8 protein-coding genes are annotated in these 19542 nt (G+C 62.0%); 7 read left to right on the plus strand and 1 reads right to left on the minus strand.

The genetic code is table 11. The features are described from left to right. Window positions 1–192 precede the first annotated feature (192 nt). From goxA to YY7_RS0103220, 7 genes are all read left to right on the plus strand, one after another. The gene (gene goxA / locus YY7_RS0103190) at window positions 193–2157 is read left to right on the plus strand and encodes a CTQ-dependent glycine oxidase GoxA (RefSeq protein WP_028161957.1); all 1965 of its coding nucleotides are present in this window, start codon (window positions 193–195) and stop codon (window positions 2155–2157) included. After that, on the plus strand, window positions 2157–3251 hold the full coding sequence (locus YY7_RS0103195) for an NAD(P)/FAD-dependent oxidoreductase (protein WP_028161958.1): 1095 nt from the start codon (window positions 2157–2159) through the stop codon (window positions 3249–3251). Before goxA ends, YY7_RS0103195 begins: the two co-directional genes overlap by 1 nt. Before the next feature lie 68 nt (window positions 3252–3319). Continuing rightward, window positions 3320–3787 carry a RidA family protein gene (locus YY7_RS0103200; protein ID WP_028161959.1) on the plus strand — a complete coding sequence of 156 codons (468 nt, stop codon included), beginning with the start codon at window positions 3320–3322 and terminating at the stop codon, window positions 3785–3787. Window positions 3788–4631: 844 nt separating this feature from the next. Next, on the plus strand, window positions 4632–5369 hold the full coding sequence (locus YY7_RS50560) for an STN domain-containing protein (protein ID WP_051396478.1): 738 nt from the start codon (window positions 4632–4634) through the stop codon (window positions 5367–5369). A 69-nt stretch (window positions 5370–5438) separates the two neighbouring features. Next, entirely contained in the window at window positions 5439–6029 is a 591-nt protein-coding gene (locus tag YY7_RS50565; protein WP_035689007.1) for an RNA polymerase sigma factor, read from the plus strand. Then, window positions 6019–6990 carry a FecR family protein gene (locus tag YY7_RS0103215; protein WP_028161960.1) on the plus strand — a complete coding sequence of 324 codons (972 nt, stop codon included), beginning with the start codon at window positions 6019–6021 and terminating at the stop codon, window positions 6988–6990. The genes YY7_RS50565 and YY7_RS0103215 overlap by 11 nt, the downstream gene beginning before the upstream one ends. A gap of 162 nt (window positions 6991–7152) precedes the next feature. Further along, on the plus strand, window positions 7153–18198 hold the full coding sequence (locus tag YY7_RS0103220; RefSeq protein ID WP_028161961.1) for a filamentous haemagglutinin family protein: 11046 nt from the start codon (window positions 7153–7155) through the stop codon (window positions 18196–18198). Between the two features lie 127 nt (window positions 18199–18325). Here the strand turns inward: YY7_RS0103220 and YY7_RS50570 are convergent, their stop codons facing one another. Then, window positions 18326–19351 carry a GlxA family transcriptional regulator gene (locus YY7_RS50570; RefSeq protein ID WP_063623350.1) on the minus strand — a complete coding sequence of 342 codons (1026 nt, stop codon included), beginning with the start codon at window positions 19349–19351 and terminating at the stop codon, window positions 18326–18328. Window positions 19352–19542: the final 191 nt, after the last annotated feature.

Genomic DNA, 19542 nt, shown 5'->3' on the forward strand with positions numbered 1-19542 from the left:
CAGTCGTGAAACCCACTCGGCTGCTCGCGGCAATCACATTTTAAAGAATTCGGCGTTCATGTAGGCCATCGATCGCTGCGGCATTTGATTGGAGTGTTGCGGCATCGTTGTCGATTGCGATGCAACGAAATTTCGTCCCCGCGCCGTCGCAGGCAGTTGCACGAGCTACATGGAATAGAAGGACTGTCATATATGAAGCGTCGCGATTTTCTGATTGGTGCATCCGCTTTCGGTTTGGCTGCGCCTGCGCTTTTTAGGGCCGCCGTATCGCCAGTGGACGCGCAGCAGGCCGCACCCGCGGGAGCACGCATTGTTCGCGCCGCAATCTTTCCCGCGATTGGCTTCTCACGCGTCGGCAACGGTGATGAGTGGTTTCTGGCGCCCGAGGTTCCCGGTCTGATGAACGAGCCTCCGGGAGGATTCAAGCAGGGACCAAGCAGCATCAAGAAACAGGTCCAGCGCTTCCGCGTGTACGGCTATGACGATCAGGGACGCGTGGTGCGCGAGCTGGGAGCGTCCGACGGCGCGCGCTGGACGGTGCACGTCGCGAACACCAAGGCTGCCTGGTATGGCTATTCGAATGCTATGGATGGAGGAGCGCAGGCTCCCGGTATTCCGGGTGCACAACGCAATGCCTTCATCGAACCGGCCCGTCGCGAACAAATGCTGGCGATTGACGCGGGGGCAGTCCGCATCGATGGCGCATCGAAGAATACGGATGGTCGGGATACCGCCTATCAAATGGCAGGTCAGTTCTGGAAAAAGCTGCCGGTGAAACTCGGTCATCTCCGCACTGACGATGCAGGCCGCCTGCTGGTGTTCCCGGGAGACGGAATATCCAACAGTGCTTTGGCTCAGAATCCGGTGCGCGACTTCACCAACAACGATGGATGGCACGACGATTGGTGCGATGGCTGGGTGAAAGCCACAGTACGCGTCGGCGATACAGATATCGATTGCGAACCGGCGTGGGTCGTGTGCTGCGGACCGAAGTTCGCTCCCCAGATCGAACCGATCGTCAGCCTTTATGATGCCGCGCGCGAAGCGATGATCGCTACGGGACATATGAAGGCGGTCGCCGGTCAGGTTTCCTTCCGTCGCGACGTGCTGCCTATTCTGCGGCGCTCCGGGATGATGCAGTGGGTCGCGCAGGCCTCCTATCTCGGCAAGGCCTGGATGGACCTCGACGATCTTTCGGATCCGGCGGTGATCAAGTCGTTGGCGGATACGGGAGCAAAGGCACGCCCTGCCCGAGAGAAGGTGCTCGCGGCGTTCCGTAAGCCCGGTGGGGACGATACCCGTTCGGACGCCCTGCCTCCGATGCTCGGTGACGGCGTCAATTTCCCGGGCAGCCCGACCGGTTGGCTCACGCTTACATCCACCCAATACGGAATTCTGAGCGACTGGGCGAAGGGCGACTTTATCAATGATCTCGATGATCCTGCAGCAGATGCCGTCAAGCAGCTCGATGACCTGCCATTGTCGTTGCGTCCGGAAGCATTGACGCGCGCTGCGCTCGATGCATGTTCCGGCGGAGCCTTCCATCCCGGCGTAGAGATCACCTGGCCTATCCGTCATGCGGCGCTCTACCGCTCGACGAAGGAGACGTCGCTACCGTTCCGTATTGCGATTTCGAACCGGAAGAAGCTGGTTCAAAACATCGGACTACAACTCAATCCGCAGAATGTGTTCTCAGGCGATCCGCAGCGACCGCAGGATGGGGCTCCCGTTGGACCGCAGGCGCCTGGCGACCTCACGCGCTGGATGGGTGTTCCGTGGCAGGGCGATGCGTTCAGCTGCCAATCTGTGCTGACGGGCGAGGGGTTCCCGACGCCAGTGTGGTGGCCGGCGCTTTTGCCCGTCGATGTTCTGCCGGAAGGGTTCTACAAGCAGATGATGCGTACCGACCTTCCGATGGAGGAGCGCCTGCGCTTCTATCACGCGCGTGTCGCCTGGTCGCGCGGCGCGGCCGGCGTCGGCTTGCACGTCGATGCAAGCTATACAGACGGCCTGCGCCGGATGATCGAGCTCTGGACGCAGATGGGCGTTGTCGTGCGTCGCAGTGGCCCCAAGGATATTCCTGGCGTTCCTGCAGAAGTCTTCGTCGAGGTGCAGCGCGGTTCGACGGATTTGGCCGCGAACAAAGAACTGAAGTAGTGACAGAACGTCAGGCCGTCATTTTGGGGGCGGGCATGGCCGGAATGGCATGTGCCCGCATCCTGTCGCGTCGCGGGATTGATGCCCTTCTTGTCGCCCCATTGTCGGATGTTGCCAGTCGGGGCGAAACGCTGTCGTTTCGGGCCGGGCCCCATCTGGAAACACTTGGGTGGCATAGCCTGCTTGATGCAGAGACGGCGTTGGTCAGTCAAGGCAGCTATTCCGTGTGGGGTAATAGAGCGCTGCGTCGTGGTCTGTTCCACCAGGAAGAAATGTCGGGCTGGCACATCGATCGTTATCGGCTTGAGGCTCGGATGGCGGAAACACTCGAAGCCGATGGCGTAAGTCGCGACTTCTGTGAAGCCCGCCAGTTCTCGAGATCTGAAACCGGAATCGCCGTTGAGCTTGCTGACGGATCATCGGTGAATACGCGGCTGTTGGTCGATTGTTCAGGCCGCTCCGCTGTGACCGCAGGTTCGGCGGTGACGCTCCGTCGCCTCAACAAGCTCGTGGCCTGCTACGGCGTCTTCACGCTTGATGAGGACGTTGAGGCCATCCCGGTTACGCTTGTTGAGGCTGTGGCGATAGGATGGTGGTATATGTCGTTGCTGCCCAGGGGCCGTATGCTGGTGGGACTCTTTACTGATTCCGATCTGCTGCCGGCAGGATTGCGCAAGAATGCCGGCCTGTGGGCCGACCTGGCGTCGCAAACAACAGCGATCTCTCCGCGCTTGTCGAGTCTTGGTATGGATCTGGCCGCGGCGCCCGAACTGCATTTCGCCGCAGCCAGCACCGTAACAACATCGGACCTTGTTGAGCCATTCATCATTCGAGCTGGCGATGCTGCCAGTGCGTTGGATCCGCTCGGCGCGAACGGACTTGCTACCGCCCTGTGGAGCGGAATTCAGGCCGCCGAAAGCGTTGTCGGACTTCTTACGGAAAACGACGGGACGAAAGCGGTTCGGTATCAGCAGCAGTTCCTGCAAGGCATCGCATCGCACCTTGCTGCACAAACGGCGATGTATGCCTCCGAGCAGCGCTTTATTGACGCGCCATTCTGGCAGCGACGACGAGGTCCGTGGTTGGAAAATTGATCGATGCAGTCGTTCTCAGTTGCTGAGGCGCGAAAGCCAAGTTTTCTTTGTTCACCTGGAGGATATGTATGACTGTTGATTCACGCTTGCTCGCCACCGTTCTGGCTTGTGTTTTCATAGGAAGCCCGGCTTGTGCTGACGGAGTGAAGATCATCCCGTCCGTCGACGGAGGTGTGAAGCCGACCGGATCGTGGAGCGCAGGTGCTCGCGCTGGCGATTTTGTGTTTGTCGGCGGCATGCGCGGTATCGATCCTGCCACCAACAAGCTCGTTGAAGGCGAGGAGGCACGTATCCGCCAGATGTTCGTCAATATGCAGCAGGTCGCCGCTGCCGAGGGTGCGTCACTAAGAGATGCGGTACGCTTGACCATCTATGTATCTGATGTCGTGCGTTTACGCCCTGTGGTGAATAAGGTGCAGGAAGATCTTTGGGATAAAGGGCCCTATCCGCCACGTACTGTTCTCGAGGTTCGAAAGCTCGATCAGGATGACATCGCCGAGGTCGATGGAACGTTCTATGCGCCATTGAAGAAATAGTATCGGATTGTCATGGAGCGGCTTGGTCAAATGACCAAGCCGCAGACTCTTAATCATTCATACAGTTCGCGGTGTGGGATTTTGTGTCCGGCCCTCTGCTTGAGACTTCACAGTTGGGTCTCGGACCGAGGTCGAGGTGTACGACCTGCACCAGCCTTTTCACGCGCGATCTCGTGGCGCAGCACTTCGATACCTGGAATATCTGAAGGCGGTGAAGGCAACTCGCGCTCAAAGCCTTTGCTTTGTCTACGAACGTCAATCGAGCGCTGGATGGCACTACCCGGATCGCGTCACCGGATGCTTCAGCGCCTCCAACGATCAAAGAAGGGCTTAGCCCGAGCCCGCGAGCAATCTTGCCCGCAATCGGAATAGTTCGGCTTTCCTCTTTCAACTTTCGACAGCCTCGCGCGGCTGATGATCCGCGCGGCCGGATCACACTCGACTTCGTGAGTCTCGCCGATCGCCTTCTCCGTATCGCCGGAAGCTCTCTATCTTCAAGACCTCGACGACAGCGCTATGTCGTTCAGGTGCTCCAAACAATCGCCCCATGTAGGGATCAGTGAGGCCCGTTGCGGGCGGCATCATGTCAGCACATCTCGCACAAGAGGTGCAAATCTACCGCTGCAAGGCCTGATACTGCGTCGCGCATCGAGCATCCAGATCGATGATTAGTTCGGGATGAGACGACGCCTTTCGAGTTAACGACGGCGTTTAGCATTGGGTGACACTAGGTCCGTAGTCTAAGCGTGTCACAATACCGTCTTGCGCAGCGTCGTAAGTTGGGGAGAGTTTCTGATTGACCGGCCTCTGGTTCAATTCGTAACGGACCGATCCGCAGCCATCCGTGAATCTCGTGTTTGCCAAGGTGAACCAGCATTTCATGAACATCGTCAGCTGGTGGAAGTGCGTGATCACACGGGATCTTGCCGTTGTTGTCGCGCATTTGATGATGGTTTTGGCTCTGTCGCATGCATCGCCGGCGGGAGCGACTTCCTTCGACATCCCCGCGCAACCTCTGGCGTCTGCCATAGACGCGTTCTGCGCGGCGACCGGGACCGAGGTATATTACGACGGCGCAGCGGCGATTGGACAGCGATCCTCTGCGGTCACCGGCGCCCTTACGCGTGACGATGCTCTCAGAGGCCTGCTTGCAGGGACAGAACTCGTCCCACTGCGCGCGCGCGAAAACAGCTACTTGCTGATTCATCCCGGCGATGATGCGGCGCATGCGTTCGCTACGGCACGGATCGCCCAGGATGGCCAATATCAGCGCTATTTCGCCGTGGTGCAAGCCGATATCCTGCGTATTCTGTGCCGGTATCCCGACATGCGTCCCGTGAGTTATCGGCTGGTGATCAAGCTGTGGATCAGTTCGTCGGGATTGGTGCAGCACGCAGAACTGGACGGATCGGCCGGCGAACAGGCAAGTCACCGGATGCTGTTGGCGACGCTTGGCAAGTCACGCATGACCGAACCGCCACCGGCGCAGATGCCGCAGCCGATCACCATGGTTGCGCTGCCGGGAGCAGCGGCCGATGCGAGGCTCTGCGCATCACCCGTCGACCAGAAGGCCGCGCGCTAGTATGTCGGTGCGCGAGGCAGGGGGCGCGTACGACGCTTGCGGGACAAGGGTCCAGCGTCGCGATCCCGCATGACCCACAGCAGCCGCGCCGAATTGCGCCGTTTTTTGACACTCTGCTATGATGATTTGCGAGCCAGGTTGGCCCGTCGATTGAATTCGGTGGAGCTGGCAGGTGACGCCTTGCAGGACACGTATATGGAGCTTTGCCGGGGCGCGGATCTGCCCCCGGTGCAGCGGCCGCGCTCTTACTTGTTGCGCATGGCCAAAAATATCGCCCTGAGGAAACTGCACTCGGAAAAATACACGGTTTCGCTCGATGACGCGAAGATCGCCTTCGACATTGCCGATGAAGCGCCCGGTCCCCAACGAAGCCTGGAAGCGAAGATCGAGCTCGAAGCCTTTCAACAGGCGATCCGGGAATTAACCCCGCGACGGCGCGCTATCCTGCATGCAGCGCGCGTTGAAGGAAAAACCCTGCACGCAATTGCAGTGCAGTTGGAGATATCACAAAGACTGGTTGAGATCGAGTTGAAGCATGCGTTAGCCCATTGCGCGCTTCGTCTGGATCGGCAACTCGTGCAAAGATTCGGTCCTCAGCCCGTTCAGCAATCGCATGGACAGGGGGCCGGCAAACGTATTGATGACAGGGATGACCGATAGCCCACGCGAAAAGTTGGAGCGGATCGAGCGCGAAGCGCACGATTGGCTGGTCCGTTTCACCTCGGGGCAAGCAGGACCTGCTGACGTGCGGGAAGGCAAGATGTGGTGCGAGCGCGATCCGGCGCATCGCACCGCGTTTATGAAGGCCACCCGGATGTGGGAGGCCTTGGGGCCCGAGGCATTTGAGGGGAATCGCCCGGCCGCGCGGACGTTCGCCTCTATCTCGATGTCACGTCGTGCCGTGCTCGGCGGCGGGGCCGCCGCCGCCATCGCCGCGAGCGCGGCATATCTCGTCGTGCAGCCGCCGCTCGGCCTCTGGCCATCCTGGTCGGAAATGGCGGCCGACTATCGGACGCACACCGGCGAGCGGCGGCGTATTGTGGTGGCCGACTCGACTTTCGTCGAGATGAATACCCAGACCAGCATTGCGCTGCGCCAGGTCGCGAAGGAGGCCGCCGGGATCGAGCTGATCTCGGGCGAGGCGCTGGTCGCGACGCCATCTGGTGCGGGGCCGGCCTTTGTCGTGACGTCCCGTCAAGGCCAAACCAGCGGAATTGGAGCGAAATTCAACATACGGAATGATGGGCACGCGGTTTGCGTGACCTGCATCGAGGGGAACGTTCACGTCTCGTACGGCGCGGCGACAGCGTCGTTGCGCGCCCGCGAGCAGATCACCTATGGTCGATCAGGCTTGGGGAAGCCCGCGTTCGTCGATGCAGCGATCGTGACCGCCTGGCAAGACGATCTGTTGATCTTCCACTCCAAGCCGCTACGTGAAGTCATCACCGAAATCAATCGTTATCGTTCCGGAAAAATCATCGTCGTGAATTCTGCGCTCGGCGCGCGGCTGTTCAGCGCCAATTTCCGGGTTCGCAACGTCGATGCGGTCCTTGAGCAAGTCGAGAAACTGTTTGGCGCGACCGTCACATCCTTGCCGGGCGGCATCGTCCTGCTGAGCTAAACGCCGTCGATTGCTTGGGAATTCCTGAGCTCGAACTATTTCTTAATTTTTTTTCGGTGCCGCGCTTCGGCATGTCTCTACGCAGAGGAAAAGCGTCGCTTCGAGTGACGTCATCTACGTGAAATCAGCTTCACGTCAAAGTCTTTGCCGAGAGATCAACCCATGTCCGTCCAGCCTGCCGCCGACCGATCCCGCCGCGCCACCCTCAAGAACAACTTGCTCGTTGGGGTTAGTGCCGCTGCGCTGCTGCTCGGCAGCATTGCGGGGGCGCAGGCGCGCAGCCTGGGGAGCACAAGCACGGGTTCGGGTTCGCCTGCGGCAGCTACTGCCGCAGCCGCGCAGTTGGCCACTCAGCAGTCGTCGCTCGCGGCCAAGCAGGCGCTGGAGTCGATGGCGCGCGCGGCGGCTTCATTGCAGGCACTGCGCGACGGTCAAGCCGCCGCGCGTGCGGCGGCGCTGGCGGCACAAAGCATGGTCCCGAACGGACTGTCGCCCGGAGGACTGGTGACGGCGCCGGGGGCCGGAGCCGTCCCGGGCGTCTGGACCGGCGCCGATCTGCCGACGCAGGCGCAGGGCGGAGGCCGCACCACGGTGACCGTCAGGCAGACCGAGCAAAAAGCAATCCTGAATTGGTCCAGCTTCAATGTCGGCCGCGAGACCGATCTGTATTTTAACCAGACCGCCGGTCGTGCCGACGCCGCCAACTGGATTGCGCTCAATCGTGTCACCGATCCGACGCTTGCTCCAAGCCGGATCCTCGGCACGATCAAGGCCGAAGGACAAGTCTACGTCATCAACAAAAACGGCATCATCTTCGGCGGATCGAGCCAGATCAACGTCAACACTTTCGTCGCCTCGTCGTTGGGCCTGTCGGATGAACAGTTCCGCGCCGGCATCAACAAACAGCTGATGGTCTTCGACGATCCATCGGGCAGCAGTATTGCCAAGCCGCAATTCGGCTATCTCGGACAACAAAACCCGAACCAATTTGTCGGGCTCAACGATCCCAGCCAGGTCGCAGGCGCGATCATCGGTGACGCTCCAGGCGATGTGCGGATTGAGGCCGGGGCGCAGATCACAATGGCGAGCGGCGGCAAGGCCCTGATCTTTGCGCCGCATGTCCTTAACTCCGGCCGTATCTCGGCGCCCGACGGCCAGGTTATCATGGCGGCGGGCGAACAGATCTACCTCATGACCGATCAATCTGGCGTTCGTGGTCTCGACGTCGCCGTCTCGGCGCCGATGCGCTGGATGTTCGACTATTACCATATGGCGACAGTGACCGATCGGGGACCCTGGAGCAGCGACAATGACTATACGCGGGGCCTGAAGAACGTCGTGTTCCCGGAGATGGCCGCGCGTGGCGCTTCGGTCGGTTACAACGTCGTCAATCATGGCATAGTGCAGGCCGACCACGGCAACATCACCCTGATGTCCCGCGAGATCGTGCAGAACGGCGCGCTCGAGGCCTCGACCGCGTTGAACAACCGCGAAGGCTCCATCCGGCTGCGCGCCTGGGGCGAGGGCATGATGTCCTATGGCAGCTCGATGCCGGAGGGGCCGCCGCTGCGCTACTGGTCGACTGGTACGTTGGTTCTGGGCCCCGGCAGCGTCACCACGGCGATGCCGGACCTCACTGATACCAGTGACATCGAACAGACGTCGCTGGCGACGCGTTACAGTCCCGGTCGCATCGAGATGCGCGGGAAATTCATCGATATCGAGGCCCAAGCCAGCGTCATCGTGCCGGCCGGCACCATCAGCATCGTTGCCAGCACATCGGCCCTGTCAGGCAATGTTCCCATCACAGGGGAGCCGGCGAAGCGCGACGGCAGCCGCGTGTATATCGGCGAAGATGCCTATCTCAGCGTCGCGGGTCTGCAGGACGTCTTGCTCACCATGGAGAGCAACGTCGTCACCGGTGAATTTCGTATCAACGAACTGCGCGATTCGCCTTTGTATCGTGACTCGTGGCTGCGCGGACTGACAGTCAGCGTCGACAAGCGCGTCAGCGGCTTGTTCGGGGACGGGCCCATGGCCGACGTCAACTGGATCGCAGGTTCGCCCGGCAAATGGGTTGGCACGCCGCTAGGCGATTTCTCCGGCTGGATCGGGGTTGGCAAGACAACGCTGGGTGAGCTGTCCACCAAGGCAGGTTCGATCTTCATCAAGTCGAGTGGCTCGATCATAACCCGCGAAGGTTCATTGCTCGACGTCTCTGGCGGCTCGGTGCGGTATGCGGACGGCTGGATCACCACGACCAAGATTCTGGGGGCGGACGGTCGAGTCTACGATATCGGTGCGGCGACGCCCGATCGTCTCTATGTCGGTCTCGCGGGTGGCTTCACTCGCAGGCATGAGCGTGCCGGCATCACCGAGACCTGGCGCAACCCGTTGGATCGCAGCAACGGCACGCGGTTCGAACGGGGCTATACCGAAGGCCGCGATGCCGGTTCGATCCAGTTCTTCGCTGCAGAAGCCATGGTGCTCGAGGGTAGCTACTGGGGCGGGGTCATCACGGGGGAACGGCAGGCGGCGTCCGGCCAACTCGCCACCGCCGGCACGTTCACGATTGGCGGCAACGCCGACGAGCATCGCCAGTGGCTGCTGGGCAATCTCATTATCGCTGCCGAGCCGGAAACGCTGCCTGCCAACTTTACCGCGAGCAGCCCGTTGGATGCGAAATGGTACCACGGCACCCAGGATAGAGATACATCGGTTCGCGATAAGACAACCTACCTCGATTCCGATGTGCTGGCCGACGCCGGCATGTCGAAGCTTGCCTTCTATGTGGCCAACAGTTTCACGCTGGACGAGGACGAGAAACTCGAGCTCGCGCCGGGCACGACGTTCAACGTGATTGCCAATGTTGGCACTGTAAATCCGGCCAGCTTTCAAGTTGACGGCAGCATTCGCATTGCTGGCGGCAATGTCTGGTTTGCCGGCGCGGAGACGGCGACCTTCGGTCGCGGCGCCGCGATCGATGTCAGTGGTGAATGGATCAACGGCCCAGGTGGCGCGCGGCTTCCCGTGATCAAGGGCGGCACGATCCAGCTCACCGGCGACTTCGCGCCGGGCATCACGCTGGACGTGTCCGGCGGCGGCTGGTACGACACGAGCGGCGCGAAGCCGAAGTTGAAACTCGGCGATGCCGGCGCCATCACGCTGTCGGTCACGGATGCCAATCAGTTGTCGGAACTCGATCTGCGCGGCTACGCGGCAGGTTCGGGTGGCTCACTCACGATTATTACGTCAGGATCGGTCCAGGTAGGCGGCACCGCTCCGGCGGATCCCGCCGTGTTGCGGCTGTCGGAGACGCTCTATAGCGAACGTGGTTTCCGCGCCTTGTCGTTGACGAGTACGGGCAACATCACCGTCGCGGATGACGCCACGATTTCGCAGCTTCCGTTGAATGTCGATCTCGCCGGCGTCGATGTTTCCGCCTTTGCATCGGGCACACCGATCACTGCAATTGGCAAGCTCGCGTTGCTCCCGACGGCGGATCGGCTGGATCGCAAGCCAACTTCTCTGTCCCTGATCGGCGACAACGTCGCCGTTGGCGCCGGCTCCGTGGTGCGGACCGATATCCGCGGCTCCGTCACGCTGACTGCCATCGGTCATAAGGATCTGACCGATACCACCATCCCCGGCGACGTGATCGTGCGTGGCGTGATCGACGCGCCGGCGGGCTCGATCTCCGTGTCCGCCAATGGCGAGCTCGCGCTCACGGCAGGAGCGCAACTGCTGGCACGCGGCACATCGGTGACGGAGATCGATGCGCGAGGTCTGCGCTCCGGGACGGTGCTGGCCGGAGGCGGTGTCAGCCTCGCTGATGCGGCGGTGATGAAGATCGAAGCCGGTTCGCTGATCGATGTCTCGGGGGCGAGCGGCAGTTTCGATCTGGCGATGGGACGGGGCGCGGTCTCGACCTACAGCCTCGCCAGTAACGGCGGTACGATTGCACTAAAGCTGAGCGGCGCCGCCAATGATGTCGTCGCAGGATCATTCCAGGGATATGCCGGCGGCGCTGGATCGGTCGGAGGCACGATCGATATCTCGGTGGGAAGCTCTTCGGAGCCAACGCCGGGCTTCACGCTCCCGGCGCTGTACTACGTTGACAGGGACACCGGGGCGATCGTCGCGGTCAACCCGCGGAGGAACCTGGACATCTACGCGGAATACAGCTCCGGTTCGGACCTGGCCTTTCAGTTCGCTACCGTACGAAACGACCTTCAGAACGCGACGACCGCTCTCACGCGCGGCGGGGGATTGGCCATCGTCGATCTCAACGCGGACTCGACGCCCAGCAGCCTCCTTCAGCCGCTGGCATCGGTTACGCCACAACTCACCAACCAGATCGCGCTGCTGTCGAAATACTTCTTCACGGATCCTGACGCCACTCAACGCCTGGAGTTGCCGACCGCCAACGTCAAGGTCACGAAGATTTCGGCCGACACCGTGAACAACGGCGGCTTCGCCAATCTCAAGGCAAATACCAGCGGATTCATAGTTGCGCCGGCAATCAATCTGTCGCTCGGAAAATCGATCTCGATCGAGGGCGCGATCAACAGCGGCGGCGCAGGAACGGCCAAGCTGACCGCGCCCTATATCGCGCTCCTGGGCGGATCCGGTTCAGCCGGCCAGGCCGGCGTCGGCAAGGTCGTGCTGACCGCCGATCTGATCGACATCACCAGAGCGACCTTTAGCGGATTCGCTGAAACGCAGCTGGTGGCGCGCGATCTCCGGATGGGCGGCCTGCTGACCGATCTGCGGTCAAACCGCACCTCGTCGCTCGATGCAGACGGCCGTCTCGAGCTGAAGGTCGGGCAGGTCTATCCGGCCACCGGCATCCTTGCTTCGATCAAGGCCGGCACGCAATTGGTCATCGAGCGCAACGGCGATACAGGGCTGCCACTGTCAGCCGCCGGCACTTTGAACCTCGAGGCGCCGGTGATCGCGCAGAACGGCGTGGTGCGCGCGCCATTTGGCAGCATCACCTTCACCGCCACGGACAGCATCGCACTGGGCGCAGGAAGTATCACGTCGGTATCCGGCGAAGGTCTCGTGCTCCCTTACGGGACCTTGAGCAACGACGAGTTTTGGAACGATCCGATCACGAAGCCGACCACGGGCAATCCGACGCCAACGCTGAGCAAGCTGCCGGAAAAGAATATCGTCCTCAATGCGCCTGGCGTCACGCTCGCGGCCGGTTCGGTTGTCGACATTCGCGGTGGCGGCGATCTTTATGCTTGGGAGCATGTCCCCGGTCCGGGCGGCTCGCATGACGTGCTGACCCAGCCAGGACTTTACGCGATCATGCCGGGGCTGAATGTATCGACGGCTTCACAGGATCAAGTCTGGCTTGCCGGGGGCAATGGCCTCGCCGCTGGCTGGTACGCCTTGCTGCCGGCGCGCTATGCCTTGCTGCCCGGGGCGTACGCGGTGTCCGTCGTGAAGGGATCCGCGGGCAAGGAGGTCCTCAATTCCGTGCCGATGCCGGATGGTTCGTCGCTGATGAGCGGTTACCGGGCAGATGCCTATGGCGGAGGCTTCGAGCAGCTCCGCTCGACGTGGCGGGTAATTTCGGGCACGACCTTGCGCAGCTACAGTGAGTACAACGAAGCCCTCGCCAACACCTACTTCGCATCCGACGCGTTCAAGCTTGGGCAATACCGTCTCACCGGCGTCAATATCGTCACGCCGCGGCTTCCAACCGACGGCGGATCGGTGGTGTTCAAGGCGACGACCGAGCTCGTGCTGGAAGGTCTGCTGCAATCGCAACCGGCTGCGGGCGGTCGCGGCGGTCTGGTGGATATCGCCGGGAGCAGGATCGCGATCGTCGGCAGCGGTCAGGATCGCAGCGATCTGACCGGCTATCTGGTGGTCGACGCGAACTCGCTCAGCAAATTCGGCGCCGGCAGCCTGTTGATCGGTGGCGTTCGCAGTGGTGACGCGAGAGGCCTGCGTATCGATGTGACAGCGAGCGACGTTGTCATTCGCAACGATGCGACGAGCGCGTTGACGGGATCGGAAATCCTCTTTGCGGCGAGCGGTACGATTCGCGTCGGCGACGGCAGCGTCATCCTCGCAAGCGGAACAGCCCCGGGCAGCAGCGTTGATCTCGTGATGGCGCCGCAGGTCAAGGCGGTCTACGGCGACATCGGCGGCGTGAGCGATGGCAATCCCGACAACGATGTGCTGTTGAGCCCGTCGAGGGATTACGGTGCGCTGCTTCGTGTCTCCACCGGCAATGCCGTCAAGGTGCTGCGCGAGAATGTCGATATCACGACCGGCGGGATCGTGACGATCGGCGCCAATGCGACACTTGCGGGTGGCAATGCGCTGCTGATCGATGCGACGCAGAACACGGTGGTCGCCGGCAATGCGAAGCTTTCGGGCGTGGCGCTGTCACTGTCGAGCGGCCGGATCGGCGTCGGCGGCGGCACCTCCGGCCTCATTCTCGACGCGGTGTCACTGGCGCAACTGGCCAATACGCAGGCTCTCACCTTGCGCAGCTACAGCACGATTGACGTCTACACCTCGGTCAATCTTGGCGGTGCCGGTCTGAATGCGGTGACGCTGGATTCTGCCGGGCTGGTTGGTTACGGCAATGATGCCATCGCGATCAGCGGTCGCAGCATCGCGCTCGACAACAGCGGCGGCAGCTTCAGCAGCCCCGTCGGGGCCGGTCATCTCCAGCTGACACTGAGCGCCGACGAAATCGTTCTTGGCGGCGGCAACAAGGTATTGCGGGGCTTCGATGCGGTCACGCTGAATGCGGGCCGCCAGATCGTCGGGCAGGGCAACGGCAGCATCGAAGCCGATATGGCGACCGTGACGTTAGCCGGTCCGGTGGTGACCGGGCGCGGCGGCGCATCGCAATCGATCGTCACCCAGGGCGCGCTTCGGGTGATCGGCGGCGGCGATAGCGCCATCGATCGTCCCGAACTCAGCCTCGGCACCCGCTTTTCGCTGACAGGATCGAGCGTCGATCTCAGTGGGCGCATCGTGGCGCTTGGAGGTGCCGTCAATCTGACTGCGACCGGTGGCAATGTCGTGATCGGCCAAGGCGGCCTGGTCGATGTCGGTGGCTCCAGGAAGGAGTTCTTTGACGTCGCGCAGTTCGCCGATGCAGGCAGCATCGCATTGACGGCGGTCGGCTCGGTGCTATTGACTTCGGGCGGAACGCTCAATCTTGCCGCGCATGCCGATGGCGGCGCGGCAGGAAAGCTCTCGATGGCCGCATCGAATGGCGGCACCGTGGTGCTCGACGGGCGCATCCAGGCCCAGGCGAAAGTCGGCGAGAAGGGCGGTTCGTTTGCGCTGGACATCGCGACGCTGCCGGACTTTGCCACCATGAGCCAGACGCTGAACGTGTCGGGCTTCTCCGCGTCGCGGCAGTTCCGGATACGCTCGGGCAATGTGGTGATCGACGGCATCACCAACGTCGCGGACTTCGCGCTGGTCGCTGACCGGGGCTCAGTCACCCTGGCGGGCGTGATCGATGCTCGCTCGGAATATGGCGGCACGATCGCAGTCAGCGCCGGCAACGGGCTGACGATGCTGAGCTCCGCCCGGCTGCAGGCCGGCGCCAACGGCGAATTCGGTGGCGGGCGCGTGACGCTGGAAGCCAGCGGCGGCCAGTTGGATCTGCGCGGTGGAAGCATCGACGTTTCCGGCGCCGAGGGGGGCCGTGTACGCTTCCGCGCGCGGCAGTCGGCCGGTCACGACGAGATCGCGGTCGGCAATCTCCAGGCCAATATTGTCGGCGCACGTTCCGCCGTGCTCGAAGGCGTCAGCGTCTATGACAGCAGCTCGGTTGACGCGGTCCGCGCGGCGGCGATTGCCGATGCCAACAATTTCGCTGGCCGTGCCGCGGCGATTGCTGCACGCCTCAATGCCTCGGGCAGCCTTGCCGTGATGCCCGGCATCGAGATCCGAAGCTCGGGCGACCTCGTCGCCGAAACCGACTGGAATCTGTTCGCCGACTTCGGCGCCAACGCCCGCGCCGGCGGACTGACGCTGCGTGCGGCCGGCAATCTCACCATCCTTGGCCATCTCAGCGACGGCTTCTCGGCGGCGGACCGGAGCGGTGTACTGCAGGATACCGCGTCGTGGGATCTGCGGCTCGTCTCTGGTGCCGATCTGACATCGGCGAGCGCGCTTGCGGTCGCTCCGCTGGCCGCTCTGCCATCAGGCAGCGGTTCGCTCATTGTCGGCGATGCCGCCGCCGGCAAGGTCGTCCGCACCGGCACCGGTGATATCGATGTCGTGGCCGGCCGCGATCTGGTTCTGGCGCACAACGAATCCGTCGTCTACACGGCGGGACGAGCTGACTCGACCTCGTTTGCCGACTTCATCGCGCCGGTGAGCGCGACCTATGGCATCAACGGCGGTAATCTCAGAATTTCGGCGCAGGGCGGCGTGCAGTCGGTGCTGCCGTCCAATCCGGACGACAACCAGCTGTTCGTGGAGTGGCTGAAGAAGGTCGGCACGACCGACAGAAGCTATGTCTATCTGCCGGGCCAGCAGAGCTCATGGTGGGTCGATTACGGCAATTTCCAGCAAGGCGTCGGTGCGCTCGGCGGCGGCAACGTGTCGGTCAATGCCGGCGGTGATCTGCTCAACCTGCTGGTGGCGCTGCCCACCAACGGCCGCGTCCGCGGTGGACTGTCGAGCGGCGAACGCAAGCTTCTCGAAGTCCGCAACGGCGGCCTGATGGAGGTCGAAGCCGGCGGCGCGATCCGCGCAGGCTATTATTATGTGGGACGTGGCGCCGGCAGCATCAGCGCGGGCGAATTCACCGTCGGACGCACGGTGTTTGCACAGCAGTCGGCGACGCAGATCGATGTCTATGCCATTGCGCCCGTGATTGCGCTTGGCGACGCGACGATGAAGGTCAGAACCGCAGGTGACCTGCTTCTGCAGACGGTCATGGATCCCCTGTTGCTCAGCTCCGACTCCCTGATGCTCGGCGGTCAGGATTTCTACAACGCCCATATGAGCGGCTACACCGATCGGACGGCGCTCGACCTGCTGGCGGTAGGCGGCAACGTCACGTTGGCCAACCAGGGGAGATTTCTCTCCAAGGAGCTCGATCTGGCCAGCGGCGGCGTCTACACGGCCGATATCGACTATTCGATCATCGGACTGATGGCGACCAATCTCTATCCCTCGATGACGCGCATCGCTGCTCTCAACGGATCGGTGACCAACCTCAATCGTCTCTACACGGCTCCCGGAAGCCATCCCGAACTCCGTATCCTCGCCGAAACTGATGTGATGCTCGGTGAAATAACCATGTCACGGGCGACCCTCGAGATGATGCCTTCGCCTTTCAGGCCTGTGGGCGGAGGCGCAGGTGCGGCTATCCAGCTCGTGAAGTATCCATTCGAGCTCGATTTCCAGTCACCTGCGAACAGTGGATTTCATGCTCTCCTGTTCAATACCATGACGTTCGAGAATCCGATCAGTCACAGCGACAGTCCGCATCGCAGCTATATCGAAGGCGTTCGCAATCCGGATCATTTGGCTAACGAGGGCGACGAGGAGCCCAGCCGTATCTTTGCAAGAAGTGGCACAATATCGGGCTCGCCGATCGTTGCCGGCAACGTGATGCGCCTCGGAAAGGTCACCACCAACGAGCAGACTTGGTTCCGTGCCGGGGCCGATATTCGCAATATCAGCTACGACCTGCGTAACGTTCATCGTTCTGATGTTTCGCTGCTCGAGGCCGGAAACGATATCATCGGTTATAACATCGATATCCAAGGCCCGGGCATGATTGCACTGGCAGCGGGGCGAGACGTCTATGGCACGAACTTCGTGATCAACAGTCGTGGTAACTACTACGCCTACGCCGACAACCGCCCGGTCGAGACCTCGGAGATTCGGGGACTGCCGCGCGACGGCGCCGCGATCTCCGTGATGGCCGGCCTCAAAGGCAAGCAGCCCTCCTACGATGCGCTGGCGGCAGCTTATCTCGATCCTGCCGATGTCACGGCGATGCCGGATTACCTGAAGGCGACGATCGATGGCGTCATGCTGCCAATCTACCTGACCGACGCCTTCGAAACGCGCGGCGGATCTTCGCACAAGGTCAGGTCCGGCCTGGTCTCGTTCATCCAGGAGATCACCGGCGAGACCTTGTCGCCGCTCGGCGCCTGGACGCGCTTCCAGTCATTGCCTGCGCTGACGCAGCAGCGCTTCCTGCGCCAGGTGTATATTCAGGAGTTGAAGGCTGCCGGCGACGATCAGAACACGCTCGATGCGGATGGTCGGCCGATCCACGGCGGCTACAAGCGTGGCTACACCGCGATCGAGACCCTGTTCCCCGGCAAGGACTGGAGCGGCGATATCAAGATCGGCAACACCGCGTTCCTCACTATGGCTGGCGGCGGTATCGAGACGCTGACACCGGGCGGCGGACTACAGGTGGCGGCGCTCGGCACGGTGGTGCCGCCGGGCGCCGGCCTGGTCACGCTTGGTTATGGTGACATCAACATCTTTGCGCGCGACAGTGTGACGGTGAACCGCTCGCGCATCCTCACCTTCGCCGGCGGCGACGAGGTGATCTGGTCGACGCTCGGCGATATCGACGCCGGCCGCGGCGCCAAGACCACGCGCGTGCCGTCGGCGCCGGAAATCGCCACCGATGCCGACGCCGTTACGAAGGTCATGGAAAAGGCTGACATTTCCGGCAGCGGCATCGGCACCATCATCGGCTTCACCGGTGTCGAGGCCGGCGACGTCTCGTTGATCGCTCCGGTCGGCACGGTGGATGCGGGCGACGCCGGAATCCGGGTCAGCGGCAATTTCACCGTGGCGGCGATGTATGTGCTCAACACCGACAACATCAAGGTCGGCGGTGAGACCAAGGGCGTGCCGAAGGTGCAGGCCCCGGCCGTCAATCTGACTGTCGAAACCAAGGACAAGGCAGCGGCCGACGCGGTCAAGGACGCGACGCAGCAGCCCGCGAATGACCGGCCGTCGATCATCATCGTCGAGCTGCTCGGCTTTGGCGGCGAGAGCGATCAGGAAACGCCGCGACGCGATCAAAAGCCGCCTCAGGAGGAAGAACGTCGTAGGAACGATCGGCGCAGTTACAACTACGATCAGACAAGTCCGGTTCAAGTATTGGGGGCCGGTGCGCTGTCGGATGTGCAGACCGAGGCTCTGATCTACGAGAAGAAAAAGCAGGTGCGCTGACCCCAAATGTGGCTGATATGACCGGCGACTCTCCCGGTATCGTCGACCGGCGGCTGGGGCTTCGGCCGCCGGTCTGATCAACACGCCGCTGACTGAGCGCAGCAATCAATCTCTTGAGAGACTGAACTCAGGCAGGGTCATAGACCCGGCGACCTTCCGCGCTTGGTTCGAGATCCGGGACGCTACCGACAGATCTCTTGCGATCCTCGGACGGATTGCTCCCAAACGTGGATTTGTAGGCCTTGCTGAGATGGGATCCGTCGACAAATCCGGTTTCCGCAGCGATGGCCGCAAGCGTCATCTCGGTCTTCATCATCCAGCGTGCATGCTTCAACCGCAAGCGCAGATAGGCGTTCTGGGGAGACTGACCCGTCTCGTCCTTGAACAGCCGCTCGAGTTGACGCGTGCTGAGGCGGACCTTAGCGGCCAGCCGGGCAATGGAAAGGGGGGACGACAGGTTCTGCTCCATGATCAACAAGGCGCGCGAGATCCGACTATCGTTGCCCACGAACTCCGTAGGCGGAGCCGATTGAGCCGATGAGCCCGGTCGCATCCGGTCGATCTGCATGATGTGAAGCGCTTTCTGCGCGTTGGACAGGCCAAGGCGCAACTCGACGATATGCGCCGCAAGATAGGCTGCGCCGATCCCGCCCGAGCACGTGATGCGCCGCCCGTCGACAACGAACAATTGGTCCGCAATCGGCAACGTGTCGCCGAACTCCTCCAGGAAGTCGCGATAGTGGTACCAACTGATGCAGCACTTCTTCTGGCGCAGGAGGCCCAGGCGCCAAAGAATGAAGCTGCCGGTGCAGACACCGACGATCGCCGCGCTGGACTCGGCCGCCGTCAAAAGATATTTGCCGGTGCGCTCGTCGATCTGCGGACCGTCGTGAAGCAGGCCTCCGACCACAACGATGTAGTCGAGCTCGGACGGGTCGATGAATTTGGAGGTGGGCGTGACCAGCACGCCGCTGCTGGACCTGATTGGATCGCCGCCCGCGGACATGATGTGCCATTGGCATCGGATTGGACGGCTGTTGTCCCCGTCGTCGGCCGCCAATCGCACGACATCCAGGAAGTTCGAGAACGCCGTCAGCGTGAAGTTGTTCGACAATATAAAGCCGACGCGAAGCGGTCGTATCGCTCTCTCCATCCTTGCCTCCGAGCGTATCCGCGCGAGGGCCGGGGCTTCGGCCTTGTCGTGGAACCGCATCTCCCCAATCTCGCGATCGGGGCGCCATATTGCGGTTATTACGAAAGCAAAAACAAGACCATTCGGGAGGCCGCGAACCCGGGCTCTGCGCCAGCGACCTGCCCAAGCGGGGGGCCGCAGCAGCTCGATCG

This window comes from Bradyrhizobium elkanii WSM2783 (assembly GCF_000472865.1).
GTDB classification, from domain to species: domain Bacteria; phylum Pseudomonadota; class Alphaproteobacteria; order Rhizobiales; family Xanthobacteraceae; genus Bradyrhizobium; species Bradyrhizobium elkanii_A.

What these genes read in the sequence shown, in the direction of transcription:
- YY7_RS0103215 (WP_028161960.1), top strand. Translation starts at nt 6,019, where the DNA reads ATGACCGATAGCCCACGCGAAAAGTTGGAGCGGATCGAGCGCGAAGCG.
- YY7_RS0103200 (WP_028161959.1), top strand. Translation starts at nt 3,320, where the DNA reads ATGACTGTTGATTCACGCTTGCTCGCCACCGTTCTGGCTTGTGTTTTC.
- YY7_RS50565 (WP_035689007.1), top strand. Translation starts at nt 5,439, where the DNA reads ATGACCCACAGCAGCCGCGCCGAATTGCGCCGTTTTTTGACACTCTGC.
- YY7_RS50570 (WP_063623350.1), bottom strand. Translation starts at nt 19,351, where the DNA reads ATGGAGAGAGCGATACGACCGCTTCGCGTCGGCTTTATATTGTCGAAC.
- goxA (WP_028161957.1), top strand. Translation starts at nt 193, where the DNA reads ATGAAGCGTCGCGATTTTCTGATTGGTGCATCCGCTTTCGGTTTGGCT.
- YY7_RS0103220 (WP_028161961.1), top strand. Translation starts at nt 7,153, where the DNA reads ATGTCCGTCCAGCCTGCCGCCGACCGATCCCGCCGCGCCACCCTCAAG.